This window comes from Bacillus sp. OTU530 (genome assembly GCF_038440375.1).
On sequence record NZ_JASATP010000015.1, the window covers coordinates 81,004 to 97,376 of the forward strand.

The 16,373-nt window shown below is 42.3% G+C and carries 13 protein-coding genes and 2 riboswitches; of the genes, 12 read left to right on the forward strand and 1 reads right to left on the reverse strand.

Annotation, left to right across the window (positions count from 1 at the left end):
- Nucleotides 1-294: 294 nt before the first annotated feature.
- From AAHB12_RS13300 to AAHB12_RS13335, 8 genes are all read left to right on the forward strand, one after another.
- Complete coding sequence (locus AAHB12_RS13300; protein WP_246040311.1) at nucleotides 295-1,155, forward strand: YitT family protein; 861 nt, start codon at nucleotides 295-297, stop codon at nucleotides 1,153-1,155.
- Nucleotides 1,156-1,230: 75 nt separating this feature from the next.
- Nucleotides 1,231-1,569, forward strand: a complete 339-nt coding sequence (gene cccB, locus AAHB12_RS13305; protein ID WP_342045629.1) for a cytochrome c551 — start codon at nucleotides 1,231-1,233, stop codon at nucleotides 1,567-1,569.
- 495 nt (nucleotides 1,570-2,064) lie between these two features.
- Complete coding sequence (gene ftsE / locus AAHB12_RS13310) at nucleotides 2,065-2,751, forward strand: cell division ATP-binding protein FtsE (RefSeq protein WP_342045630.1); 687 nt, start codon at nucleotides 2,065-2,067, stop codon at nucleotides 2,749-2,751.
- Nucleotides 2,741-3,634, forward strand: a complete 894-nt coding sequence (ftsX, locus tag AAHB12_RS13315; RefSeq protein WP_129729993.1) for a permease-like cell division protein FtsX — start codon at nucleotides 2,741-2,743, stop codon at nucleotides 3,632-3,634. Before ftsE ends, ftsX begins: the two co-directional genes overlap by 11 nt.
- A gap of 189 nt (nucleotides 3,635-3,823) precedes the next feature.
- Complete coding sequence (locus AAHB12_RS13320; RefSeq protein ID WP_446715555.1) at nucleotides 3,824-5,245, forward strand: S41 family peptidase; 1,422 nt, start codon at nucleotides 3,824-3,826, stop codon at nucleotides 5,243-5,245.
- Between the two features lie 135 nt (nucleotides 5,246-5,380).
- Nucleotides 5,381-6,577, forward strand: a complete 1,197-nt coding sequence (locus tag AAHB12_RS13325) for a PDZ domain-containing protein (protein ID WP_342045632.1) — start codon at nucleotides 5,381-5,383, stop codon at nucleotides 6,575-6,577.
- A gap of 341 nt (nucleotides 6,578-6,918) precedes the next feature.
- Complete coding sequence (locus tag AAHB12_RS13330) at nucleotides 6,919-7,452, forward strand: hypothetical protein (protein ID WP_342045633.1); 534 nt, start codon at nucleotides 6,919-6,921, stop codon at nucleotides 7,450-7,452.
- A gap of 1 nt (nucleotide 7,453) precedes the next feature.
- The gene (locus AAHB12_RS13335; RefSeq protein ID WP_342045634.1) at nucleotides 7,454-8,104 is read left to right on the forward strand and encodes a PspA/IM30 family protein; all 651 of its coding nucleotides are present in this window, start codon (nucleotides 7,454-7,456) and stop codon (nucleotides 8,102-8,104) included.
- A 408-nt stretch (nucleotides 8,105-8,512) separates the two neighbouring features.
- Here the strand turns inward: AAHB12_RS13335 and AAHB12_RS13340 are convergent, their stop codons facing one another.
- Nucleotides 8,513-10,162 carry a thiamine pyrophosphate-binding protein gene (locus AAHB12_RS13340; RefSeq protein ID WP_342045635.1) on the reverse strand — a complete coding sequence of 550 codons (1,650 nt, stop codon included), beginning with the start codon at nucleotides 10,160-10,162 and terminating at the stop codon, nucleotides 8,513-8,515.
- 81 nt (nucleotides 10,163-10,243) lie between these two features.
- A riboswitch (cyclic di-GMP riboswitch) is annotated at nucleotides 10,244-10,329 on the reverse strand.
- 200 nt (nucleotides 10,330-10,529) lie between these two features.
- Nucleotides 10,530-10,615: riboswitch (cyclic di-GMP riboswitch) on the reverse strand.
- A 768-nt stretch (nucleotides 10,616-11,383) separates the two neighbouring features.
- Between AAHB12_RS13340 and AAHB12_RS31780 the strand changes: the two genes are divergently transcribed.
- From AAHB12_RS31780 to uvrB, 4 genes are all read left to right on the forward strand, one after another.
- A complete protein-coding gene (locus AAHB12_RS31780; RefSeq protein WP_446715557.1) occupies nucleotides 11,384-12,112 on the forward strand; it encodes a BspA family leucine-rich repeat surface protein in 729 nt (242 codons plus the stop codon).
- Between the two features lie 491 nt (nucleotides 12,113-12,603).
- Nucleotides 12,604-13,416: an HAD family hydrolase gene (locus tag AAHB12_RS13350; RefSeq protein WP_342045637.1), complete on the forward strand. Its 813-nt coding sequence runs from the start codon at nucleotides 12,604-12,606 to the stop codon at nucleotides 13,414-13,416.
- A 171-nt stretch (nucleotides 13,417-13,587) separates the two neighbouring features.
- The gene (locus AAHB12_RS13355) at nucleotides 13,588-14,052 is read left to right on the forward strand and encodes a YndM family protein (protein WP_342045638.1); all 465 of its coding nucleotides are present in this window, start codon (nucleotides 13,588-13,590) and stop codon (nucleotides 14,050-14,052) included.
- 334 nt (nucleotides 14,053-14,386) lie between these two features.
- Nucleotides 14,387-16,372 (forward strand): excinuclease ABC subunit UvrB, encoded by a 1,986-nt coding sequence (uvrB, locus tag AAHB12_RS13360; protein ID WP_446715556.1) that lies wholly within the window; start codon nucleotides 14,387-14,389, stop codon nucleotides 16,370-16,372.
- The last annotated feature ends 1 nt before the right edge of the window (nucleotide 16,373 follow it).

A 16,373-nucleotide genomic window follows, 5' to 3' on the forward strand; every position in this document is an offset into this window, starting at 1 on the left:
TATAAAAAAATGCCAACGCGATGTTGGCGAATGGGGAGAAAACGGAGAATGTCTTTGTATTCTCTCTATTGGGGAATATAAGGGGAAGAGAAGTTGTATAGCAGCTTCTCTTTTTATGAATGGCATGTATATCATAATCGATATACATATTTGCTGTAAAAAGTCGAAAATTAAGGAATATATAGAGAGGGCTTATAAAAACCCTTCTTATAATGTTTGCTTTCGATAGTACAGAAAATAGAAAAGTATTACTGTAAATAAAAAAAGATATAGCGTGTTTTGGGGGATTTAAAAGTGAAACGGAACGAAGTAGATTATCATCCAAGTGTAGGAATCATCTTAGAATATTTGTACATTCTTCTTGGCTCGGCGGTTATTGCAATTGTTTTTAATGTAGTTTTATTGCCAAACAAAATTGCTTCAGGCGGTGTAAGCGGCATTAGTACGATTTTGTATGCAGTATTTAACTGGCAGCCTGCTTATGTACAATGGTGCTTTAATATTCCTTTGTTTATTGCCGGGGTTATCTTTCTTGGTAAGAAGTTTGGCGCCAAAACGCTTATAGGCACTTTGTTTTTACCCTTTGTTGTGTATTTAACACGGGATTGGCAGCCAGCGACACATGAACCATTGCTTGGCGCTTTATTTGGCGGTGTTGGAGTTGGCATTGGCCTTGGGATTGTCTTTCGCGGGAAGGCTTCTACAGGCGGAACGGATTTAGCGGCACAAATTGTTCATAAGTATACAGGGCTGAGCTTGGGGATGTGTGTTGCGGTCATCGATGGCTTGATTGTAGTAACGTCTGCAATTGTATTTAGTCTAGAGAGTGGAATGTATGCTCTATTGAGTTTATATGTGACAAGCAAAACAATTGATATTATCCAGGTCGGCTTTAGCCGCTCGAAAACAGCGCTGATTATTACGAATCACGAGCAGGAAGTGCGGCGCGGTATTTTTGAGGAAATTGACCGCGGTGTAACAACGTTTCCAGGGAAGGGCGGCTTTACAGATGATGAGCGTCCTGTACTGATGTGCGTTGTACACCAAAGGGAGTTCACAAAATTGAAACAACTTGTGCGACGTCTTGATCCTTCAGCCTTTGTTATCGTAATGGATGCCTCAGAGGTACTTGGGGAAGGCTTTAGCAGAGCATAATTTTTTTCCAAATCACGGAAGGGTTATTATAATAAAAAATGGTATGAAATTCTTTCCAAGTAGGAGGTGAGAAAAATGAATAAGAAATTGTTAGCTGTTGTGGCAGGGGCAACTCTTCTTTTAAGCTTAGGTGCATGTGGAAAAACAGAAGAAAACACATCTTCTAATTCAAACTCCAATCAAACGGCAAGTAGTGGTGCAGATCCGGATAAGGTGTTTCAGCAAAGCTGTGCAAGCTGTCACGGCAATGATCTTCAAGGGCAGATTGGACCAAACCTACAGAAGGTTGGCAATAAATACAGCCAAGAAGAAATTGAGAAAATTATTTTAAATGGACGCGGCAGTATGCCGGCCGGAGTTGTTGAGGGCGAGGATGCAACGAAGCTTGCAGAATGGCTTTCCCAAAAAAAATAAAGACGCAGGAACCTTTTGCTGCTTAGAGCAGAAGGTTCTATATACCCTCTCTAGGCTTAAGTCACTTCTTTTAGTGTAATTTCCACCTCAGAAACCATTCAACGTAGTAGAGATGTTAAATGTAATGAAGCTGCTGTTTTTACCTAACGTCTCGCCAATCAGCGAGTTTTCTATGCACTTTAGGAAAGTATAAATTTCCAGCTGGAGGCGAATTCGACGTAGTCGGAAATTTTAGGAATAAAGTATAAGTGCAACTACGCCTCTGTCTGCGCCTAACGGCTTGCCAATCAGCGAGTTTTCTATATCTGACAAAAGGTACTCTTTTTCTTGTTTGTAACAAAAATGTAATAAAAATGTAGACACATTTGAAAAATAATGATGTTACAATGAGGAGCGTAGCTAAAAGCGTTTATTTTTTTGCGTAGATTTTCAGGGAATTTGTCGTATAGATTTGAACAGTGTCGAAGGGAAAATATGTTTGATCGGGTGATGTAAATGATAAGAATGAACAATGTATATAAAACATATTCAAACGGCGTAAAAGCTATCAATGGGATTTCCGTGAACATTAAGCAGGGTGAATTTCTTTATGTAGTCGGACCGAGCGGAGCAGGGAAATCAACCTTTATTAAGATGATGTACCGTGAGGAAAAGCCGACCACGGGTTCTATTAATGTAAATACTATTTCAATAGAGTCACTGCGCGAGCGGGATGTTCCACATTTCCGTCGTCAAATTGGCGTAGTCTTTCAGAACTATCGTCTTCTTCCAAAAATGACAGTCTATGAAAATGTGGCATTTGCCTTAGAGGTTATTGAAGAGGAGCCAGCAGTGATTGAAAAACGCGTGATGGAAGTATTAAAGCTCGTGAAACTTGAACATAAAGTGCAATCTTTTCCAACTGAGCTTTCTGGAGGCGAACAGCAGCGCGTAGCGATTGCCCGCGCTATTGTGAATAAACCCAAGGTTGTAATTGCGGACGAGCCAACAGGAAACTTGGATATGAATACCTCTTGGGAGATTATGGATATTTTTAAAGAGATTAATGAACAAGGTGCAACAGTTATTATGGCAACTCATAATGCTGATATTGTGAATACAATTCGCCACCGCGTAATTGCAATCGAAGGCGGAACAATTGTGCGCGATGAGGCTGAGGGAGGATACGGCTATGAAGATTAAAACCTTTTCCCGGCACTTGCGTGAGGGAGCGAAAAGTCTGGCACGAAATGGCTGGATGACATTTGCTTCTATCAGTGCTGTGACGATTACACTCTTACTTGTCGGGGTATTTTTGGCAGTTATTATGAATATGAACCACTTTGCTTCAAAGGTTGAAAAGGATGTAGAGATTCGTGTGCACATTGATCCGGCTGCCACTAAGGAGGATCAGGAGGCCTTAAAAGCAAGTATTCAAAGCCTCCCAGAAGTTGATTCTATCAAGTTTTCTTCTAAACAAGATGAATTAAAACGTGTAATTAAAAGTTTTGGAGATAGCGGCAAGTCGTTTGAGCTATTTGAACAGGACAATCCGCTGAAGGATGTATATATTTTAAAAACGAAGAAACCTACTGATACAGTAAAAGCAGCCAAAAAAATCGAAAAGATGCAATTTGTAAGCATGGTACAGTATGGTAAAGGTCAGGTTGAAAAGCTTTTCAGCACAGTGAAAATCGGGCGTAACATCGGAGTGGTTTTAATTGCCGGTTTGTTGTTCACAGCTATGTTTTTGATTTCAAATACAATTAAGATTACAATTTATGCAAGACGTACAGAAATTGAGATTATGAAGCTTGTCGGTGCGACGAATTGGTTCATTCGCTGGCCATTTTTGCTTGAAGGCTTGTTCCTCGGTGTGCTTGGTTCAATCCTTCCGATTGCCTTAATTTTAACGGCATACAATTCTGCGCTTAGTGTGCTGAATGAAAAATTAACAGGTACAATTTTTGAAATGCTTCCTTATAACCCATTTGTGTTCCAACTTTCTGCGCTTCTTCTGTTGATTGGTGCGGTTATTGGGATGTGGGGAAGTGTAATGTCGGTACGCAGATTCTTGAAAGTGTAACAATGACTCGATAAAAAAGTTGCAAACATATTTCGTACAAGCTTATCATATAGTAGGTATAGGTTGGGCATCGCACAGTAGTGTGATGCCTTTTCATACACATACATATTACTCGGCTAATTTTTCTCGTATCTACAAATGCGGTTGAAGGACCGAAATATTATGCGAACCGGAAAGGAGAGTTCCGCATTGAAACGTAAAGTGGCTATCGTTTGGATTATTGCGGCATTTTTGTTAGGAGCAGGCGGAATGTTTGCCGGCGGACGTTATTGGCTTGGAGCAGGACAATTGGGTCAATCCGACTCGGCGACCAAGGAATCTGATTTACAGAAGATTGAACAGGCATATGACCTCATTGATTCCCGGTATGTAAAGGATGTGGATGATCGTAAGCTTGTAGAAGGGGCTATTCAGGGGATGCTTGGAACGCTGAAGGATCCATACTCTGCTTATATGGATAAGGAAACAGCGACTCAATTCCAGCAATCTTTAGATTCATCGCTGGAAGGCATCGGTGCAGAGGTGAACAAGGTTGACGACAAGCTTATTATTATTTCTCCTATTAAGGATTCACCTGCTGAGAAGGCGGGGATCAAACCAAATGATCAAATTGTAGCGGTAGATGGAAAAAGCGTAGCCGATTTAACACGCGAAGAGGCCGTACTCAAAATCCGCGGGAAGAAAGGGACTTTTGTGACCCTTGATATTAAACGTCCAGGAACAGATGGGACAATTACGTTTAAAATTAAACGCGATACAATTCCAATGCTAACAGTGTTTAGTTCGGTTAAGAAGGAGAATGGAAAGGATATCGGGTACCTGCAAATTACCTCCTTCTCAGAAGATACAGCGAAGGAATTTGCAAGCAAGCTTGGGGCACTGGAAAAGAAGGATATCTCAGGTCTTATCATTGACGTGCGCGGGAATCCAGGCGGATATTTAGAAAGTGTGGAATCGATTTTGAAGGAGCTTGTAACGGATAAAAAGCCAATGCTGCAAATCGAAGATCGAGACGGTAAGAAGCAAAAGTATTTTACAGATTTAAAAGAACGTAAGCCATATCCAATTGCTGTCTTAATTGATAACGGCAGCGCATCCGCATCCGAAATTTTAGCAGGAGCGCTCAAGGAAGCGGAAGGCTACCCGCTTATTGGCGTAAAATCATTCGGAAAAGGAACGGTTCAGCAGGCAGTGCCGATGGCTGATGGCAGCAATATTAAGCTTACAATGTTCAAATGGCTGACACCAGACGGAAATTGGATTCATCAAAAGGGAATTGAGCCGACGCTGGAAGTGAAGCAGCCTGCCTACTACTATGCTACACCAATTCAGTTTGAAAAGACCTTGTCCTTTAACGATAACAATGAGCAGGTGAAAAGTGCACAGCAGCTCTTAAATGATCTTGGCTATGAGACAGGACGCAAGGACGGCTACTTTAGCAAGGAAACAGAATCAGCGGTGAAAACATTCCAGCAGACAAATAAGCTCGAAGCAACTGGTAAAATTGATAAACAGACGGCAGAAGCGATTCAAAACAAAGTAATAGAAAAAATTCGCTCCAGTGAAAATGACTTACAGCTGCAAGCAGCAGTGAAATTACTGGCGAAGTAAGACAGGGATTTCATAGAAATTGTCGAAAAGTATACAGACAGAGTGTCTGTATACTTTTTTGTATGAACAAAAACGAAAAAAGCCGTGAGTATGATAAAATTAAAAAAGAAAGCTTATAAGTAAGGTGGTGTAGCAATGAGTATAGTTGTTTCAGAGATACTCAACGCATTTGGGCGCTTTTTTATGCATCCTGTTTTTTATATATTCTTTATCAGCAGCTTATTAGCTGGGTATTGGCGCGTAAAGCGGGAGCGCAAGGATTTTTCATTTAAAGTGTATGATGTTTGGTACGAGCTTCGTACATCTGCCACGTCAGGTATTGGTTTTGGGATGATAATATCTGTTATCTTTATTGGCGTCGGTATCATCCTTTCGAAAGCAAGTCTTCTCATCATCGCTTGTTGGACCGTTTTGTTTGCGCTTCTCACGCAATATCGTTATTTATCAGCAGCCTACAGCTTTGGCATTGCTATTTTTTATTTTTTGCTTTCTCCATCATGGAAGACAGGGCAGCCTCTGTTGGATGCATGGCTGGCAGACAGCAGCGCTACCAATTTAACGGCGCTTGCGGTGCTAATGGCGTCTCTGCTTATTGTAGAGGGTCTGCTCATTTTAGGACGAGCTTCGCGTATCTCTACGCCAAAGGTCTTAAAAGGAAAGCGTGGTATGTCTATTGGCATGCATGTTTGCAAGAGGCTTTGGTTCGTCCCGATTTTTATCTTGGTGCCAGGGGATGCAATGACGAAGGTGTTTGCTTGGTGGCCGGTAATCACGATTGATACTAATGTGTTTTCTCTTTTCCTTGTGCCATTTAGCATCGGATTTTCTAAATCGATAAAAGGACAGCTTCCTAGCCGGGCAATCTTTTATACTGGACGACGTGTAGCTGGTTTAGGCCTTTTTGTGCTACTGTTAGCGGTCATTAGTTACTGGCTGCCGGGGATTGCGATTGCAGCTGCAGGTGCCGCAATGCTTGGCCGGCTTTCCATTACGATTCGCGAGCAAATAGAGGATGAAAAACATCCGGCATTCTTCTCGCCGAAAGGTGCCGGCTTAATGATTTTAGATACGCTTCCGAATTCGCCTGCTGAGGAAATGGGCCTTAAGCCAGGAGAGATTATCTCAAAGGTAAACGGTGTTGTACCAAAATCGCTTCGCGAGTTTTATCAAGCGCTTCAGCACAATACATCGGGAGCTTTTTGCAAGCTTGAGGTGATTGATGTCAACGCCGAGCCGCGTATCCTGCAGCGCGCCATTTTCGAGAATGACCACCATGAGCTAGGGATTATTTTTGTACAGCGTGATTATGATTTGGATATAGAAGCGGTGTAATTTTGTGCTTGGTGATAAAAGTTTAGAATCCTGGCAGAGGTAAATATACTTATCAAAAAAGCTACGTACGATTCCTCGTTACTGTAGCTTTTTTCTTTTTTACACTTTCAGAAAGTATAAAGTTCTAGCTAGAAGACAATTCGACGTAGCGAGAAATTTTAGGAATACAGTATAAGTAGGGCTACGCCTCTGTCTTCGCCCAAAGGTAGGGCTCGCCAATCGGCGAGTTTTTTTTATTAAGAAAATATTTATGTTCTTTAGGATTTTCACTGTATTTTCTCTTTTCTCTACTACAATTCAAAGTGTAGACAAGGTAGCTTATCGAAAAGGAGGTGACAGTGATGAAAAAAGGAAAATGGCTTGTGTGGGCGTTTATTACTGTAGCAGTGTTTGTAATTGCGCGCATCACATTCCAGCAGCTTAACGTGTTTGGAGGAGGCCTCGGATCACAAGGCATGCATCAGTTCCAAGGCGGCGGATTTGCTCCAGGAGGACATTTCCGTGGCGGCACAGAGTTTTCTTCTGGAATGGGTAGACATGGTCATATGCATGGATTTGGGATTATCCATATTCTGATACAAGCCGGTCTTTTCATAATCGGATGGGTAACATGGAAGCTTGCCGCGGGCAATCGAATCCGTAAATGGATTGGAATTGCACTCATGGTATGGGCAGCTATTCTGTTATTGCCAAAGGTGCTGATTCTTCCGATTATTCTTGTAGCAGCTTATCTTGCTTATAAAAACGGCCGAAATGAGGACGCCTCTTCTGCAAATTATGTACAAGCAGAAGCAGCAGGCGTTTCTAGCTTGGATTCACATAAACTTGATTACTTAGACGAATGGGAAAATAAAATCCATAAGGAGGAGCAGTAAGATGGGGATTTTTAGACGAATAAAAAATATCGCACTTGCTGATGTGCATGGTGTGCTTGATAAAGCGGAAGATCCACTCAGCATGATCAAGCAATACTTGCGCGAGATGGAGGAGCAGCTCGTAAAGGCGCAGCAGGCACTGTCTGAGCAGCTGTTTTTGGAGAAAAAGTATGAAATGCTTACTTTGCAAACGCAGGAAGCTGTTGAAAAGCGCCTTAGACAAGCAAACCTTGCAGTGGAGCGAAATGAGGACGAAATTGCAAAATTAGCGCTGCAGGATAAGATTGTACAGGAACGCAAGCTAGCATCGTACAAGCAACAGTATGAAGCGATGCAAGTACAAACTACTAATTTGTATGAAAAGGTAAAGGCTCTGCAGGAAAAGTATGAAGAGCTGAAGCTGAAGCAGCAGGAGCTGATCGCCAGAGCGCATGCTGCGAGGGCTGTGAAGGAAATCAATACAACAATTGCGTCTTTTAGTGCAGATAACGCAATGCGCGGCTTTGCCAGAATGGAAGAGCGCATCTGGGCGTTAGAAGCTGAAGCAAAAGCAAGCCAAGAAATTGCAGCTCCACATCAACCGAGCATGAACCCCCTCTTGCAGGCTGAAGTGGAACAGCAATTGGAACAGTTAAAAGCAGCGAAGTCCTAAGGAAGGACAAGCTGCTCGACTTAGCTAAACCCTTTCTCATGTTATGCCTTACCCCCCTTATTTAATATAAATTGTTGTCCCTCCGTTTGGGGGGATTTTTTTTATACTTTAAGAAAGTATAAATTTCTAGCAGGAAGACCATTCGACGTAGTGAGAAATTTTAGGAACAAAGTATAAGTGCAACTACACCTCTGTCTTCGCCTAACGGCTTGCCAATCGGTTACTGTAAGAAAGGATAACTTTTCGGGGCGATGTCTAGCTCCCAAGGCCAAAGTGGCAGCATAGGGCTGAACCTCCGCAAAAGGAAAAAAGCGTCTTTTACTCCGGCCCACCCCTACGCTGCCATAAAAGGCGGGCCTTGTCTGCTTTTCTTAATGCTTTAAGCATTCGTTTCATCTTCTTATAGTGCTATCCTCTCAACAGCGTTGGTGGGATTTCTTCTTGATCAACCATTACCTCAACTACTGTCGGTCCGTTGTGATTGTTCAGAGCTTCCTTGAGAGCCAGGTGTAAGTCTTCAATAGTCCAACACTTAAAGGATAATGCTCCCATTGCTTCACTATATTTTTTAACGTTGAGTTCATTTTTGAAAATAGTGCCAACAGCTTTTCCAGCATTGTTTGACATACCTTTATCGACCATATCAAGTCTTCCATTATTCAAAACAATAAAGATAGTAGCTGCATTGCTGTCAACTGCTGTTGAAACCTCATTTCCATGCATAAAAAAGCATCCATCACCTGTTAAACAGACGATAGGCTTAGTAGGATTGCTTAACTTCGCACCAATACTAAAACCAATAGCATGTCCCATTGCGCCAAAAACATCATCAAAATAGAATGTGGCCTGCTTTGTCAGTGTTAGGTGCTGAATAGCATAAAAGGAATGGCTGCCATCATCACCAAAGAAAACAGTATCTGCGGGAAAATTCTCTCTTAGGGCAGCAATGACTTGCTTTGCTAGTAGCCTTTCAACTGTAATCGGTGTTTCCTTTTGTAGCTCTGCACTAATATGTATCTGCGGCTTTGAAAAAGGTTTAGCTAATCTATCTGTCTTAATTAATTTTAATAAACTCTCAAGATTATGCTTAGCGTCACCAAGAACAAGCTGTGTTGCAACAGGAATTGATTTGCCAATAAACGTATAGTCGTAATCAAAATGAATAATTTTATCTGGATACAAAGCGGGATCCAGTCCAACAATAGACATATCAGATAACTTAGATCCTATTACAATTATGAGATCACTCTTATTCTTTAAATACTCACTAGCTTTTGCAGAGCCGCCTAGTCCAAACCCATCTAGGGACAGATCATGTGTTGTTGGAAATGTTCCTTTTCCGCCAGGTGTTGTCATGACTGGTATGTTAAAGGTTTCCGCTAAACGAATGACTTCCTCATAGGCTCTGGAGGAATGCACACCTTTTCCTAAAATCATGACAGGCCGCTTAGAAGTTAAAATACAATCTAAGGCTTGTTGTAACTCCTTTTGGGTCGCTATCACATGTGGAGCTTCATCGGGTATGTCTAAAATAAAAGATTCTGCCTGCTCATCCAATACATCCATAGGGAGTGAAAGGTGAACAGGTCCCTTCACTCCATATAATGCGCTCTCAATAGCATGAGAAAAAATACTTTTAAATGATTCAGCTCGGTCTATGCGTGCGCTAAATTTTGTTACTGGCTCAAACATTTTTATTAAGTCTGTCCCAAATGCTGAAGAGTCTTGTCCAAACGGTTTACCCATATCTTTAGCAGAGGGGTGCCCTGTAATAAAAACAACTGGTAAATGCCATGCTTTTGCTTGTGCCGCAGCCGTCAGCAAATTGGTGCCGCCTGGACCAGAAGTACCTATTGCGACTCCAATAGAATCATTCATTAAGGAATAACCAGAAGCAATATAACCAGCTCCAGTTTCATGCCTAGTTAGATTGAATTGAATACCATGGTTCTCTAATTCGAGTAAAATTGGAACAATAGGTTTTCCAGGAACACCAAATGCATGACGTACACCCATATTCTTAAGATTAATAGCAAGGATTTCTGCAACTTTTCTCATGTCATTAAAATTCCTTTCGCTTGAGATTCAGCAAATATAAAAAAACCCCTGTATAGACATAAATGGGGTGAAAATAAAGATTTATGTAACCCAGCCATCATAGTACAACTGCCGTAGACCTGTAGGCTTTACGTCCTCGACTTGGGACGGGTTTGCCTCATATAGATTTAGCTGTTTCCTGTTACGAATTAAAATTTATTATCAGTACTTTAGGACATAAAAATATAACGCTTCGTATCACGATTTAAATATGCTATATATCTATATGGGCGTTAACTTATGTATTATTTAGGAACCGTTTCATTTTGCGGACTGGCAAATACAAAAAACACCCTATATAGACATAAATAGGGCGTAAACAAAAAATTTATGCAACCCAGCCATCATAGCACAACTGCCGTAGATCTGTAGGCTTTGCGTCCTCGACTTTCGACGAGTTTGCCCTATTTAGATTTCATTTTTCCTGCTGCAAATTAACGCTGCAAGGTGGCGTGACATTGCTCCTAAATTCATGTAAAACAATTGGAAAATCCGCTTTTCAATAAATTTAAATATAATTTATCACGTATTCTGAATAAAATAAACCAATATTCGACAAATTATTAGTTCTTTTACACTGTAGGAAAGTATAAATTTCGGAGGCAAATTCGACGCAGTCCGGAATTTTAGGAATATAGTGTAAGTGCAACTACACCTCTGTCTTCACTCAAGGGCAGAGCCTGCCAATCGGCGAGTTTTCTTTATAAAAAACTAAAGGGAATTCTAAACTACCGGGAGAGAAAAGCAAAAAATTTTCAACATATGTATACAAAGGCTGCAAAATGTGAGAGATAAACATATGCAAAAGGGATTTCAAAGACCGTATCGGTCTGTTTGAAATCCCTTTTTATACATAGGCTATCAGAAGATTAACGCATTCCTCTGCCTTTGCCGCCTATTCCCTTATCATAGCCAAAGTTATGATAGTTATCTTGAAATAATGTTTTTGCTGTTTCAGGGGATTTAGTAGAAATCTCCTTCATAAGCTCTTTTGTTGTTTTATTGGCTGTATCAATACCGAGCTCTTTTGCTGCCTTTAACACTTTCGCATCTTGGACTTCCTTAGCTAATGTTTGGGTGTCCTTATCATCGGTGGAGATGCCAAGCTCTTTTGCATCTTTTTTCACCTGCGCGTCACGCACCTCACTGACTAAAGTTTCTGTGTCTTTGCCGTCAGTAGAGATGCCGAGCTCTTTTGCTTCAGCTTTCACCTTTGTATTACGAATTTCTTTTTGGAGTGTTTCACTGTCCTTACCGTCGGTGGAAATGCCAAGCTCCTTTGCTTCAGCCTTCACCTTTGTATCACGAATTTCTTTTTGGAGTGTTTCACTGTCTTTACCGTCGGTGGAAATGCCAAGCTCCTTTGCTTCAGCCTTCACCTTTGTATCACGAATTTCTTTTTGGAGTGTTTCACTGTCCTTACCGTCGGTGGAAATGCCAAGCTCCTTTGCTTCAGCCTTCACCTTTGTATCACGAATTTCCTTTTGGAGTGTTTCACTGTCTTTATCGTCAGTGGAAATGCCAAGCTCCTTTGCTTCAGCCTTCACCTTCGTATCACGAATTTCTTTTTGGAGTGTTTCACTGTCCTTACCGTCGGTGGAAATGCCAAGCTTCTTTGCTTCAGCCTTCACCTTTGTATCACGAATTTCTTTTTGGAGTGTTTCACTGTCTTTACCGTCGGTGGAAATGCCGAGCTCCTTTGCTTCAGCCTTCACCTTTGTATCACGAATTTCTTTTTGGAGTGTTTCACTGTCTTTACCGTCAGTGGAAATGCCAAGCTCCTTTGCTTCCTGCTTTAACTGGACATCGCGCACTTCTTTAGCTAAAGTTTGTGTATCTTTACCATCTGTTGCAATTCCTAATTCCTTTGCCTTTTGTGTAACAGCCTCCGTGCTTAGTTCTTTTCCATGACCATATTTCTGTTCCGCTGCTTGTGTTGTTTGCGTTGTAGTGCTTTGCGCTGCAAATGCCGGCATACCGTTTACAAGTCCGATTCCGAAGGCGAGAGTTCCTGCAGCTACGATTCCTAATGTGCGTCTTTTCATGACCTTTTCCTCCTATAGTGTTGATATGTATGTGTATGTGGTTTCGTTGCACTGTAAGAAAGTATAAATTTCCAGCTGGAAGTGAATTCGACGTAGCAGGAAATTTTAGGAATACAGTATAAGTGCAACTACGCCTCTGTCTTCGCCCAAGGGTGGGCATTGTCCGCTTTTCTTACACTGTGAGAATATATAAATTTCCAGCTGGAAGTGAATTCGACGTAGCCGGAAATTTTAGGTACACAGTATAAGTGCAACTACGCCTCTGGCTTCGCCCAAGAGCAGGGCTCTCCAATCGGCGAGTTTTCTTTATTTGCTACAGGTTTTACTATACGGACGAATGGTGAAAAGAGAGTGAAAATGGAGCTGAATGATTTTGTGGAGCATACTACTGCGTGTATGATGGAGCTATTAGCAAAGAAAGCGGTGGTTCAGGAAATGGGGATTAAAGGAGTTTTATTCGATAAGGACGGTACGCTTTTAAATTTTGGCATGCTGTGGGTGGCAATTGAATATGAAGTAATTGATGCATTGCTGGAAAAAGTGGGAGAAGCAAGAAATAATGAGCTGAAGGAGGCGTTATGTGCCTCCATTGGCCTCCATAATGGTCAGGTAGATGAGAAAGGATACTTTGCCAGCGGTACCTCTCTCGATATTTCACGTGCATTTCAAGCTGTGCTTCCTTATGATATCCCCGACTTGCACGGGTGGCTTATGGAGCAAGCTACTCTAAAGACGAAGGAACACATTCAGAATGTGCAGCCGACATGTGACTTACAGACGCTGTTTTCGCAGATGAAGGAAAAGGGGCTCACGATTGGTATTGCTACGTCTGATGATAATGAAATTACAAGGCTTTGTATCGAGGCACTTCATATTGAAGAGTATATTTCATTTGTTGGCACGGCTGAATTATATCCAAAAAAGCCGGATCCTGCTGTAGTGTACGCCTTTTGCAGGCAGTTTGGATTACAGCCGCATGAGGTGGCTATTGTAGGAGATACGGAGAAGGATTTACAGTTAGCGAAAAATAGCGGTGCAGGCTGTGGCATTAGTGTATTATGCGGCGTTGGCTCCGAGGAAGAACTATCTGCCCTTGCTGATTTTGTTGTGTTAAGCCCGGCGCACCTCATCCAGGATGGAGTGCTGATTTGGGACCGGCAATCGGGATAGCATGATAGATATGGGGGACTGTTGAAGCATGTGGATGCTGTAATGCATCAGACGAAGAAAAGAGGGGAAAATAATTATCGATTTCGGAAATAAATTCCTGAAAATTTGGGCACTGCATGTATGAATCTGCCTCTTTTTATTCAAACTAGAGAAGAGAGGGAGGTTTAAAGTATGAAGCATATAACTGTATTGCTTGTTAAATTTATAAGCTGCATCATTGCTTTTGCGGTTGGTTTAGATTTATTTTTTGATGCGAACATTGTTGACATTCTGTCATTCAGTTTGTTCGTTACTGTTGTTTCGTATATGCTAGGAGACAGAATTGTCCTGCCAAACTGGGGACGTGCAGCCGCTACTGTGGTGGATTTCCTTTTAGTGTATTTAAGTGTCTGGATTTTTGGCAGTGTGCTCCTGCACAGCTATATCCAAATTGCTTGGGGCAGTATTTTATCGGCAGTGATTATAGGAGCCGCGGAAATTTTCGTTCATGCGCGTCTTCTTGACCATATTTCCCCTGAGCGAGAGACAAGAGATAGACAATCAGCTGTCTTTAATCCAAGACTGGCATATGGAACCGAATTTGGTGAGGAACAGGACATCCGATCAGCTAAGTACGAAAAAGAATATGAAGAATAACGAACTGTCAGCACGGGTGAACATCGCTTCGCCCGTGTTTTTGTTTGCCTCCAGGTTCATATATGATTTATTGATGAAGGCGTCCTTGTCCAGCTTTGCATTGTTCATCATATTGTATACTTTTATTAATTAACAGCTTATCACTGCACATATTATCCGCTCTAGAAATTCTACTCAAAGAAAAGTTAGAACCGAGTAGATTTGATTCATTTTAATTAAACTGTTTTTATGCCCCTAAACTTCAAAACTCTTATCGAATACTTGTTCGTTTTCTTGGTGTTTTTTCCTGTCTTCATGGTACAATAAGGGTAAATTTGTTTTCTGGAGGTTAGACATGCTGGAACGTCCATTTGAAGTTGTTTCATCGTACTCTCCGCAAGGCGATCAGCCGAAAGCGATTCAACAGCTAACGGAGGGAATTCGGCAAGGAAAACGCCATCAGGTGCTGCTCGGTGCGACAGGTACAGGAAAAACTTTTACAATGTCTAATGTGATCAAAGAGGTGAACAAGCCTACGCTTGTGCTTGCTCATAATAAAACACTTGCCGGGCAGCTGTACAGCGAATTCAAAGAGTTTTTTCCGAATAACGCTGTTGAGTATTTTGTTAGTTATTACGATTATTATCAGCCAGAGGCATATGTGCCGCAGACGGATACGTATATTGAAAAGGATGCACAGACGAACGATGAAATTGATAAGCTGCGCCACTCTGCGACATCCGCGTTATTTGAGCGAAGGGATGTTATTGTTGTAGCGAGTGTGTCATGCATTTATGGCTTAGGTTCACCGGAGGAGTATAAGGAGCTTGTAGTTTCCCTTCGCGTTGGGATGGAGAAGGGACGTGATGCACTGCTTCGTCAGCTTGTAGATGTGCAGTACGCGCGCAACGACATAAATTTTCAGCGGGGAACGTTTCGCGTACGAGGCGATGTGGTGGAGATTTTCCCTGCTTCTCGTGATGAGCACTGCATTCGCATCGAGTTTTTTGGCGATGAAATTGACCGTATCCGTGAGGTGGATGCATTAACAGGCGAAGTGCTTGCAGAGCGTGAGCATGTTGCGATCTTTCCAGCATCTCACTTTGTCACAAGGGAAGAAAAGCTAACCGTTGCGATTGAAAATATTGAAAAAGAGCTTGATGAGCAGCTAAAGAAGCTGCGTGAGAACGGAAAGCTGCTGGAAGCACAGCGCCTGGAGCAGCGAACGCGTTATGATTTAGAGATGATGCGTGAGATGGGCTTTTGTTCGGGCATTGAAAACTATTCACGGCATTTGACATTAAGGCCTCCTGGATCGACACCATACACATTGCTTCATTATTTTCCGGAAGACTTTTTGATGGTGATTGACGAATCGCATGTGACGCTTCCGCAGGTTCGTGCCATGTATAATGGTGACCAAGCGCGCAAGCAGGTGCTTGTAGACCATGGCTTTCGTTTGCCGTCTGCTCTCGACAACCGTCCGTTAACATTTGATGAGTTTGAGAGAACTACGCATCAGCTGGTCTACGTCTCAGCGACACCAGGACCTTATGAGCTGGAGCATGAGCCGCAGCCTGTTGAGCAGATTATCCGCCCGACTGGCCTGTTGGATCCAAACATCGATGTCCGTCCGATTGAGGGGCAAATTGATGATTTAATCGGCGAAATCAGAGATCGCGTCGAGAAAAATGAACGGGTGTTAATTACGACGCTCACGAAAAAAATGTCCGAGGATTTAACGGATTATTTAAAGGATATTGGGATTAAAGTCAATTATCTGCATTCGGAAATTAAGACGCTTGAACGAATCGAAATTCTCCGCGATTTGCGGTTAGGAAAATATGATGTGCTTGTTGGCATTAATCTCTTGCGGGAGGGCCTTGATCTTCCTGAAGTGTCGCTTGTCGCCATACTAGATGCCGATAAGGAAGGCTTTCTTCGTTCGGAACGTTCGCTCATTCAGACGATTGGCCGCGCTGCGCGGAATGAGAATGGCCGCGTCATTATGTACGCTGATAAAATTACGAGATCCATGGAGATTGCCATAACTGAGACGCAGCGCCGCCGAGAAATTCAAGAGGCGTATAACAAACGTCATGGCATTACGCCGCAGACGATTCGCAAGGAGGTACGCGACATTATCCGTGCAACGCAGGTTGCTGAGGAAACACCGTCATATGAAGCAGAACAGCTGTCCCGTAAGAAAATGACAAAGGAAGAGCGCGTCAATATGATTGCCAGACTCGAAATCGAAATGAAGGAAGCGGCCAAAGCACTCGATTTCGAACGTGCTGCCGAGCTTCGTGATTTGCTGTTGGAATTAAAAGCAGAGGGGTGAC

Excerpts from the sequence above, each read along its gene's own strand:
- cccB (WP_342045629.1), top strand. The coding sequence starts at position 1,231 with ATGAATAAGAAATTGTTAGCTGTTGTGGCAGGGGCAACTCTTCTTTTA.
- ftsE (WP_342045630.1), top strand. The coding sequence starts at position 2,065 with ATGATAAGAATGAACAATGTATATAAAACATATTCAAACGGCGTAAAA.
- ftsX (WP_129729993.1), top strand. The coding sequence starts at position 2,741 with ATGAAGATTAAAACCTTTTCCCGGCACTTGCGTGAGGGAGCGAAAAGT.
- AAHB12_RS13325 (WP_342045632.1), top strand. The coding sequence starts at position 5,381 with ATGAGTATAGTTGTTTCAGAGATACTCAACGCATTTGGGCGCTTTTTT.
- AAHB12_RS13330 (WP_342045633.1), top strand. The coding sequence starts at position 6,919 with ATGAAAAAAGGAAAATGGCTTGTGTGGGCGTTTATTACTGTAGCAGTG.
- AAHB12_RS13335 (WP_342045634.1), top strand. The coding sequence starts at position 7,454 with ATGGGGATTTTTAGACGAATAAAAAATATCGCACTTGCTGATGTGCAT.
- AAHB12_RS13340 (WP_342045635.1), bottom strand. The coding sequence starts at position 10,162 with ATGAGAAAAGTTGCAGAAATCCTTGCTATTAATCTTAAGAATATGGGT.
- AAHB12_RS31780 (WP_446715557.1), top strand. The coding sequence starts at position 11,384 with ATGCCGAGCTCTTTTGCTTCAGCTTTCACCTTTGTATTACGAATTTCT.
- AAHB12_RS13350 (WP_342045637.1), top strand. The coding sequence starts at position 12,604 with ATGGAGCTGAATGATTTTGTGGAGCATACTACTGCGTGTATGATGGAG.
- AAHB12_RS13355 (WP_342045638.1), top strand. The coding sequence starts at position 13,588 with ATGAAGCATATAACTGTATTGCTTGTTAAATTTATAAGCTGCATCATT.
- uvrB (WP_446715556.1), top strand. The coding sequence starts at position 14,387 with ATGCTGGAACGTCCATTTGAAGTTGTTTCATCGTACTCTCCGCAAGGC.